Raw genomic sequence first — 9,059 nt, 5'->3', positions numbered from 1 at the left:
GGCAGCGTGTATTCAAGAGCCGACATCAGCGCCATCCTCTACATGGCAGTGGACTGCATGAGAGAGATGCTGCTCGAAGGCAAGAAGATCCGACTGGGCGACCTGGGTGACTTCTCTCTCCTGCTCGGCTCCAAGGGTGCAGAGACTGCCGACAAGTTTACGGCGCAGAACATCACCAACGTGAAGGTTCAGTGGGAGCCAGGCCAGCAGTTCAAGAACCTGCTCGACGACGCAGAATTCAATCTCGTGGCAAGCCGCAGCGCTCAGGCAGCCGTGATCAAGGCGATCAAGGAGGGCAAGACCAACGTGGATCTCAATGTCCCTATCAATCCTGATGGTGGCGGCGATGGCGATGGTGCCGGCGATGGAACCACCGGAACTGAAGGCAGTGGAACTACCGGTGACCGTGGAACCAGCGGCGGCAATACCGACGGTGAAGACGGCAGCGGCGACAATGTAAATTTCTAAAAAGTAGAAATCTATGAAAAAGGATACCTGGAAAATGGTGATTCAGATTGCCATTAGCATTCTCACCGCAATAGCTACTACAATGGTCAATGTTCATACAATATAACCTATTGATTATCAGTGATTTATAAGATACGTTAAAAATTACTAACGAATAGTGGTATTTATCTTATGAAATAATGGGGCTTGGGACACTTTCAAAAAATACCTCTCGGTAAAGCAAAGACCGAGGGCGATAATCAGCTGATATTCAATGAGTTAGACCATCCCCCCACTTATGAATAAAAAATATAAAGCATTGATAGTCAGATACTTAGGTATATCCATGTTTTTTGTATGATTCTAGGGGAAAGAAAGAAGGGATAACAAGCTAGAACCATTCTAACCCATCATCCCTTCAATTTACTTTAGGCTTTGTCATTGCCAAGTTTCTCTTGAACTTTCGTCTGAATGTCAATCAGACTGTTCTTCACAATCAGTGTCAATCCTAACAATGCCATTGCAGTAGCTAAGAACTCACCACTTGCACCCAAAATTGATGCTCCAACTTGTAATGTCATAAAGAAGCAAGTGAAGACAAGAACAACTGCTGAAAGGATAAGGAATGCTGCCATTAAGATTTGGCTTTTCTCTTTGGCTGGCAAGTCATTCCACTTCTGAACTTTATTGATTATTGTATTTTCCATTTATCGTTATATAGTACTTTTGTATATACCAATAAATAGTTTTTCAATAGTCATTATCCAATGTACTCTTCATACCATACATTATCAATGAATGTCCATCTCCATGGTATTCTACCAGATAACTCACCATTGGTGACTACATGATAGTCAGTACCATAATCAGTTGTGTCTTGAATACTTTTACCATTTGAAGAAAAATAGCAGTAATTAAGACATTTATCATAGATTGTAATCATATATCCTTGTGGTGGGTTCTTTGGGAATATAACCTTGCAGTTATTACCCTTGCATAGAACGGTATCTATTGGCAAATCTATAAGATATGTGTTAGGTGAAGCTTCTGAATAGCCTGTTCCATCAACTACCGCTACATTTCTTTTATTGTTGTTCCAAATGCCATCACTTGTTATCCTAAACTCTTGTCCACCATAGTTTGCAATCAATCCATCCTTTCCGCAATAGACAGTCTTGTTATTACCAAAGTTAGCACCCCAACCATCATAACCAATGAGCATGTGTGCAGTTGTTGGCAATGTCAATGTGCAATTTGCCTCAACAGCAGCATTTGGCATTGGCATTGGTTTCCCTTGATGGACATCATAGTTTCCTATCCAACTTGAATATAATGTATTGCCGCTGAAAGTTACATATATTCTAGCGTTAGTGGTATCTGAATCAAAGGTATATGAATATTCTCTGTTTGAATAAACTGTGTTCCAATTATGTATGACAGCTGAGTTATACTGATTCATCACCTTTGCAGAAAAACTACTAGATATTGGGAAATTTTCAGAGAATGATGAACCATTCCAACCGTTTGTTACATCTGCTGTAAGATAGTTGAACTTACACTTTATGAAATCGCCTTTCTTCCTATCACCCAAGTAAATTATCAAACTGCCTTGGAATCTCAAAATATCGTCAACAGTTGATTTTGTACCAATGACATTGATTGACTTTATCACTTGTTGGGTGTTAGTGTTTGCTGACTTGAAATCATTATATGTTCCAATTGATTTTGGCATGATTTCAGTAATACCATCAGCACCTACAAGTTTGAAGCCTTGGTCTGTCTGTGTAAGTGTCAAGCTACCTTTAACAGTGGTATTTCCACCAAGGGTAATGTTATCATCACCAATCTTGATATAGGTGTTGTTTACCTGTGCAAGGATGTTGTTGCTAGTCTGTGTCAGTAGTGACTTGGAAGCATAGTTATTATTGATGGTTGTTACCGTGCTAGATATGGAATCAGCCTTTTGGTCAACCTTACTTATGGCTGTTGCTTGAGATGTAATCTTCCCATTCAGCTCATTGATTGATTTGGTGTTTGTTGATACAGTGGTTGATATACTATCAGCCTTTTGGTCAAGTGTTGAGTAATTGTTCTTAACAGTCTTGGTAAGTGCGGTTATTGTATTATTGGTGCTATTCAACCCACTTTGCAAGTTAGAAATGTTAGTCCCTTGTGCTGTTATTGTCTCGCTGTTTGATGATACCCTACTTGATATACTATCAGCCTTTTGGTCAAGTATTGAGTAATTGTTCTTAACAGTTTGTGTCAAGGCTGTTATGGTGTTGTTGGTGTTAGCAATGGCTTTATCAGTTGCAGCCTTATTGCCATCAACCTTCTTGCTTACCGTTGAAATTGATGTTTCAGTATTGCTTACCCTTGTTGAGATTCCGTTGATTGTTTGGGTAATCTCAGACACTTTGTTACTTACGGTTGTGGACAAGTCATCAATCTTGGTATCAAGGTTTTTATCAGCATTGTTTAGATGTGCGCCCTTGAATTGATTCAAACCCTTGGAAATGATGTTAAGCCTATGGTTTTTAAGAGAATAGTCATTTATCCCTTGATATTGCACTAAGGATGGTGCTTTTATCTCTGGGTCTAGATACCCATCATTATAGGCTGATATGACAATTGCAGCTTGCCTTTCTTCTTTACTTCTATTTCCCAATTGTACTATATTATCACCCTTCTTTGGTGATGATACTGAGTACTTATCCTTATCCGTCTTGGACAAGTCAACATAGAAGAAATCCTCATCTCCAATTGTGACTGTTGAATCTGACACACCCACGCATAAACGCCAATAGTAGGTATTGCTTACATCATAGCTTGTTCCAACTGCTGCATTGAAGGTTTGGCATATTATTTGGTCATCATTTTCAAACTCTTGGTATATTTGTTTCTTACCGTCATTAGCCTTGAAGTAACAGCGGAAACGGTCTGAGAGTTCTTCCACATGGTGTATTTCAGCACTTGCAGGGGTTATTATCAACCTTCCACCTACAGCCTTAATCTCATCAATTACCAACTTGAAGAAATGTGCTGCCTTTGTCACCTCCAAGTATTCTGTGGTGATTTCCTCTGACATGAGTGACTGAATATAACCGCTTACAGCTTTGAGTGTCTGCGTCTCAAATTGGTTGGTTTTAATCAAGCCATTATTGGTGATTGTCTGTGATGTCAAGTTGTCAATTGAGGCTGTTTCTGCTGATAGTCCGCTAGATGTCACTGCAAGACCGTTTTTTCTACTGTCTTCACCGTCTCCAATTCCAACTGTAAAGATTGTTTCACCGCTTACTGATTGGTTGTACTTTCCTACTGCTGTTTCATTTTCATTGGTAGCTTGTAGGTTATGGCTTTTCTCTATGACTGAGTTATTTCCTTCTCCCTTTTCCCATAAGATTTGCGTCTTCAAGGCATAAGGCTCTAGGTTTACGCTAGGTGCAGGAGTGGTGTTTGTATATATTCCACCCCCATTTCCACCTAGTGTACGTGTACCACCTGACATGGTTTTGCTTTGGTTGTATTTGATAATCTTCATTACATCAATTTTATTTTTTCTCAATTAGTGTTAGGTTTGTGGAAGCGTTTTCATAGTCTATATCCATTTGGTCAATTATGAATTGCTTGTTACTCATAAACTTCTCCCTTACTCTAGTGAATGGTGAGAATGGTGACAGCTTGGTTGTCATTGACAATGATATTGAAGGCGTTGAGTATTGGTTGACCAAGCGGTAAATCATGTGTTCCTCCTGTCTTAGCTTTCCAAACTGTGGCGCATCTTTATCACTGTTCTCCCATGATAGTTCGCCATCTTCCAATGCCTTTACATAAGTGTCTTCTAGATACTTGAAAGTCCCATCAGCGTTTTTCCATGCAACAGCAGAAAAAGACGGTTTCTTGTTGTCAAAGGTGCTTATCTTCCACGTTATATCATCCAACTCGTTGGTATATTCCTTATTGATGATGTTTGTGTATACTGTATCCGTATCAAGCTCCCCACTGAAGGTTGGGTCTCCGATTATGGCTTGGATGTCAAAATCCTTTAAGAAAACCCTAGACATCTTGTAATGCTGCCCTTTGTTGTCACCACTCTTGGTTGAATGGAAGTTAGGGTCAAAAGGGCAAAACAAGGTAAACTGTGGCTGTCCTGCAATAACACCATCATTTGGTGCTTTTATGCAATAACCTTCTTTATCAAGTCCAAGTCTCCATGATACCGTGTTCACGAATTTGTTATCCTTAAACATTGTAGCATCTGCTCTGCGGTCTCCTTTACTTGCACCTTCAACTATATACGGAATCTTGAAAGTGGATTTGCTTGCTGTCCAACTTTTTCCATTCCAATACTTATCACCCCATTTAAGGCTAGCCAAGAGGTATGCTTGTCCGTCATCAATTGCGTATCTTCCTTCACGGATGTCTGCCTGTGTCTGTGGGATAGGGTAAGGGTCATCATCAAAAACATGATATTGATAGCTTCCTGTAATCAATAGATAAGCGTTCTTACCACCAAAAAATGCTGTTGAATCAGATGAATTTGTCTGCAAGAATGGATAATTAGCAATGTTGGATGATGATATATGGTTATCTAGTGGGTTAAGCAAGCAAAGGTAATTTGAGAAAGAGATATTTGATACCTCATTCTTAGCCATCCAATCATCAAAGGTTATTGTGCCTCCTGTCAAAGCCCTAAAGTAGTAGTCCCAATAGCTATATGAATTATTCAACTGCTTAACAAAGAACTTTGCAATGACAGCACCTTTGTAGCTCTTACTGTCAGTGTAATTCATGGTCTTGTTGTACTTCCCATTGTCATACCTATAACAAATGTAGTTTGGGTTCTTATAATACTTAACACCAACCGCATTGTAAGCTTGGAATTTTTTCTTCTGCGGATTGTACGTTCTGTCAAGCATCATTATCATGTTTTCGCTTGTCTTGCTCCCTAGACTACTGCCGATAACTTCACCATACATTCCGTTATTCACATTGTCAGATGATTGCAAGGTAGCATCAGATGATGATGTGATATTCTCCAAGTTTTCATATACGCTAGGGATAATACTGTCAAAGGTGTAATTGTCAGCCTTGATTGATACCTTGTTATATGTGTCAACTAGTGAGACTGTTTGATTGCTCTCCGCTATATCATTACCTGTTATTGTGTAGGTGTTGCCAATGGTTACACTTGATACTGTTTCACTGTTAAGTGCATATTTCCAAAATCTTGTTGCTCCGTTCTTGATAGCATCATAATCTAACATATAAACTGAATCACCCCAAGCAATTGCGGTCATATTCAAGAATTGTGCAAGCTCCTCTAGAACATCTTGGCAAGTCCAGGCAACATCCTCATCAGTCTCTCCGTCATTCTTATCATCAAAGAAGTTCTGTTCTGAAATGTAACAGCTTTTGATAAAATCATCAGTATTGCTACCTTTGGCTATTGCTAGTGAATCCTGTATGTAGATATATTGGTAACAATCACATTTCTTAACCAAGTACTTTAACACCCCTAAGAAGCTCACAACGCTCTTGCTACCACTGATTGGGCTATACTTGTAATATTGGAGTGTTGAAAGACCATCAATTGCGTTAACCTCCACCTCAGTCTCATATCCTTGATAATCTTGATTAAACGTTGAAGGTTCTACATATCCTGTCCACACAACATTATTGTCTTCTCCAAGTAGTTCAACCTTCGTGTCATGTGCCTTTGAAGAATAGATGTCATAGTGCTCATTTTTCTCCATGTACTTGATTGTTGCTGACTGATACTTGGCATTCTTGTATAGGGTATCACCATCAGAATCCATTGAAGTGGTGAAAGGTGGCGTTCCAAGGGTCAATGTTGTAACCCTTGAAGTATCGCTATTCGTTGTAATTCTGACTGTATATTGCTTATCATTAATATCCTTGAAAGTTCCTTTGTAAAGCATTTTTATCTAACCTTACTCATCTTAGTGTTGTAATTTTTTAACGTTCCAACAAGTGCTTGTCCGCTGATTCTGAAATCAACCTTTCCTTGGGTGTTGCCAATCATTGCAGCTCCACCGTCTAGAAGGTCAAAGAGCCTTGCTTGCTGAGAGTTGTTGAGAATCATTTCTCCTGCATTGACCCTAGCTAGTTGCATGTCACCACTAGTTGTTGCACCTCCTATAATACCACCGTTGGAGAATCCTTGAATGGTAGAAATCATGGTTGCCAAAGTTCCAAGTCCTGCTCCGACAAATGCCAACCAACCAAAAGGACCAAGAGCTGCTGCCTGTGCGGATGCGGTTGCAAAACCAAGTACACATTGACCAATTGCAGCCATGATTGCACCTGCCTTTGCAATAGCTCCATTACCTGCGATTGTTTGAAGACTATCACCAAGCATCACAAGTCCTGCTGCTGCTGCCTCTGTTGTACTTCCACCGTCTTGGATGAACTTAGCCAACTCAGCAAATCTTGTTGCAAAATCAGCTATCTGACCACCATATTGATTTCTTATGCTATCAGTGAGATTCTTGAACTCTTCCTCAGTCCTTTGGGTTTCCTCTCTTACCTTCTCCATGCTGTCAGCAATGGTCTTTGCAAAATCATCCAATTCATCTTTTTTTGGAAGACCTAGACTAACTCCAAGCACTCCATTCTTTGGCATTTTCATCTTAGACAAGTCATTGTCTTTGATTGGAGAATTTTCAGCATTCTTGTAGGAGTTGAACTTGAAGTTTCCAATCTTATCCTCAATTTTGCTTACTGTCTCCATGGCTTGGTTGTAAGCCTCTTCACCAACTGCAAGTGAAGCTGCCTTCCTTGCCTGAGTTAGTTCCTTCTCCAATTCTGCTAGACTTCCATGTGGGATGATTTCTGTATTGGTGTTATTGGTGTTTCTTCCACCACCTCCACCACCTCTATTGGTGTTCCTTCTGCCACCGCCACCACCACCGCTTGGTATTGTTGTGGTTGTTGCCTTTGGAGTCTCATAAGGGCTTTCAGTAAGTGATTTCCTATATGACTTGATTCTAGCGTCTGTCTGCTTCCTTTGGTGTATCAATGATGCTATCTCACTTTCAAGTTGTGCTCTTGTCTTCTTACCAGTCCATGTTGGATGGTTACGTCTAGTTTTGAGTTCAGCAGATTTTTGTGATATTGCATTGTCAATTCTTTTTCCCCTAGCTACCTCGTAAGCAATACCCCTACCAATGGTTTTCTTCCTTATGGCTTCCTTCTGCTTTTGGGTCTTGCCACCCTTGTTTCCTTTGTCGGTTGCGTATTTAAGAGCATTTTGTGTTGAGTTATTGTAATCCCCATCACCTACGGTAACGTCACCAGCAATCGCTCTAAGGCGTTCTACTGCCTTGGTCATGGCATCTATTGCAGAAGTGGTTGTCTGAATCGCCCCCAAATATGCAGGTTTCAACAATGCACCAATTGAGGCTTTGAAGGCTTCCCAATTATCAGTCATTTGAGCTGTCTTTCCTGCAATAGAATCAGACATATTGTTGACCATGTTATGGAACTTTCCACCCTCACTTGTAGCATCAATGAAGGCTTGTTCAATGTCTTGAACTGAGATAGCTCCCTTGGAAACCTCATCAGTAAGTTCACCAATTGATTTTCCAGTCTTCTCTGAAATGATTTGAAGAGGGTTGAAACCTGCATCCACCATCTGATTCAAATCCTCTTTGCATACCCTTCCACTTGCTGACATCTGTGAGAATGCTAGGGTAAGTGACTGTAGTTTATCCTTATCACCCATGGCAATATCACCAAGCATCTGCAACGTTGGCATTATCTTGCTACTAGACATTCCATAGGATAGCATCAACCTTGCAGCCTGCGCAAGCCCTTCTGTGTCATAAGGTGTGACAGTTCCATATGACTTGATTTCTGCAATCAATGCGCTTGCCTTTTCCTGACTTCCCAAGAGTGTTCGGAAAGAGATTTCAAGCTGTTCAACCTTGCTTTGTGCGTCAATTGCCTCTCTTCCAAAATCAACTAATGCGCTTACAGCAAAAGCCCCCATGAACCCACCAACTGCTGCTTTTGCAGAAGAGAATTTCCCAATCAGTGAACCTATTCCACCATTGGTTTCTGAAATCTTGGAAGTGTCAAGGTTAATCTTTGTCTTGCTCTTTGTCAAAGCTTCCATTTCATCCTTGACATTCTGCAAAGCCTTGATGTCTTGAATGCACTTCTCCTTTATATCTAGAAGCTTACGCCCTGCGTCTGTCTTACGTCCTTCTTCCCCAAGCTGTTGGTATCTGTAGATACAATCCATGAGTGCTCTTTTGTTCCTTCCAATCTCACGGTTGACGTTGATGAATTTATCCTTGGTAATGCCTTGCTGTTTGTTGAATTTATTTAGAGATTCATTGCAAGTCTTCAACCCCTCTTGGAAGTTGGAATTATCAAGTCCTATTTTAATTACTGCTTCTGCCATTCTAAATAATATGATTATTAATCAATAATTGCTTGTTACGTTCCATGTCATCAATCATCTTCTGTCTCAACGCCTTGGTCATCTTAACGTCTGCCATCTTTGGTTTAGCCTTATATCCCTCATCCCAAGGGAACTGCATGATGTCAGTTGGCTTCATCCTCTTGGTTGTGTGGGTTTGTGA

The 9,059-nt window shown here is 40.4% G+C and carries 7 protein-coding genes; 2 read left to right on the top strand and 5 right to left on the bottom strand.

Going from position 1 to position 9,059, the window contains the following annotated elements:
- Together AAAT87_RS10680 and AAAT87_RS10675 are read left to right on the top strand one after the other, a co-directional pair.
- Positions 1–468 (top strand): HU family DNA-binding protein (locus AAAT87_RS10680; protein ID WP_349226407.1); only part of this gene is annotated, 468 nt, incomplete at its 5' end.
- Positions 469–481: 13 nt separating this feature from the next.
- Positions 482–574 (top strand): smalltalk protein, encoded by a 93-nt coding sequence (locus AAAT87_RS10675; RefSeq protein ID WP_349226406.1) that lies wholly within the window; start codon positions 482–484, stop codon positions 572–574.
- A gap of 301 nt (positions 575–875) precedes the next feature.
- On the opposite strand, the gene AAAT87_RS10670 is transcribed toward AAAT87_RS10675, so the two are convergent.
- From AAAT87_RS10670 to AAAT87_RS10650, 5 genes are read right to left on the bottom strand one after another with little or no spacing between them, the layout of a single operon-like run.
- Entirely contained in the window at positions 876–1,154 is a 279-nt protein-coding gene (locus AAAT87_RS10670) for a hypothetical protein (protein ID WP_349226405.1), read from the bottom strand.
- Between the two features lie 53 nt (positions 1,155–1,207).
- Complete coding sequence (locus AAAT87_RS10665) at positions 1,208–3,988, bottom strand: hypothetical protein (protein WP_349226404.1); 2,781 nt, start codon at positions 3,986–3,988, stop codon at positions 1,208–1,210.
- Positions 3,989–3,998: 10 nt separating this feature from the next.
- On the bottom strand, positions 3,999–6,389 hold the full coding sequence (locus AAAT87_RS10660) for a hypothetical protein (RefSeq protein WP_349226403.1): 2,391 nt from the start codon (positions 6,387–6,389) through the stop codon (positions 3,999–4,001).
- Positions 6,390–6,391: 2 nt separating this feature from the next.
- Positions 6,392–8,878: a tape measure protein gene (locus AAAT87_RS10655; RefSeq protein ID WP_349226402.1), complete on the bottom strand. Its 2,487-nt coding sequence runs from the start codon at positions 8,876–8,878 to the stop codon at positions 6,392–6,394.
- 1 nt (position 8,879) lies between these two features.
- Positions 8,880–9,035, bottom strand: coding sequence for a hypothetical protein (locus AAAT87_RS10650; RefSeq protein ID WP_349226401.1), 156 nt, complete (start codon positions 9,033–9,035; stop codon positions 8,880–8,882).
- Positions 9,036–9,059 lie beyond the last annotated feature (24 nt).

Source organism: Segatella sinensis (assembly GCF_040095255.1).
GTDB lineage: Bacteria > Bacteroidota > Bacteroidia > Bacteroidales > Bacteroidaceae > Prevotella > Prevotella sinensis.
Note: the sequence above shows the minus strand (reverse complement) of the source record. Positions and strands in the feature narration are given on the sequence as shown.

Excerpts from the sequence above, each read along its gene's own strand:
- AAAT87_RS10665 (WP_349226404.1), bottom strand. The coding sequence starts at position 3,988 with ATGAAGATTATCAAATACAACCAAAGCAAAACCATGTCAGGTGGTACA.
- AAAT87_RS10655 (WP_349226402.1), bottom strand. The coding sequence starts at position 8,878 with ATGGCAGAAGCAGTAATTAAAATAGGACTTGATAATTCCAACTTCCAA.
- AAAT87_RS10675 (WP_349226406.1), top strand. The coding sequence starts at position 482 with ATGAAAAAGGATACCTGGAAAATGGTGATTCAGATTGCCATTAGCATT.
- AAAT87_RS10670 (WP_349226405.1), bottom strand. The coding sequence starts at position 1,154 with ATGGAAAATACAATAATCAATAAAGTTCAGAAGTGGAATGACTTGCCA.
- AAAT87_RS10660 (WP_349226403.1), bottom strand. The coding sequence starts at position 6,389 with ATGCTTTACAAAGGAACTTTCAAGGATATTAATGATAAGCAATATACA.
- AAAT87_RS10650 (WP_349226401.1), bottom strand. The coding sequence starts at position 9,035 with ATGAAGCCAACTGACATCATGCAGTTCCCTTGGGATGAGGGATATAAG.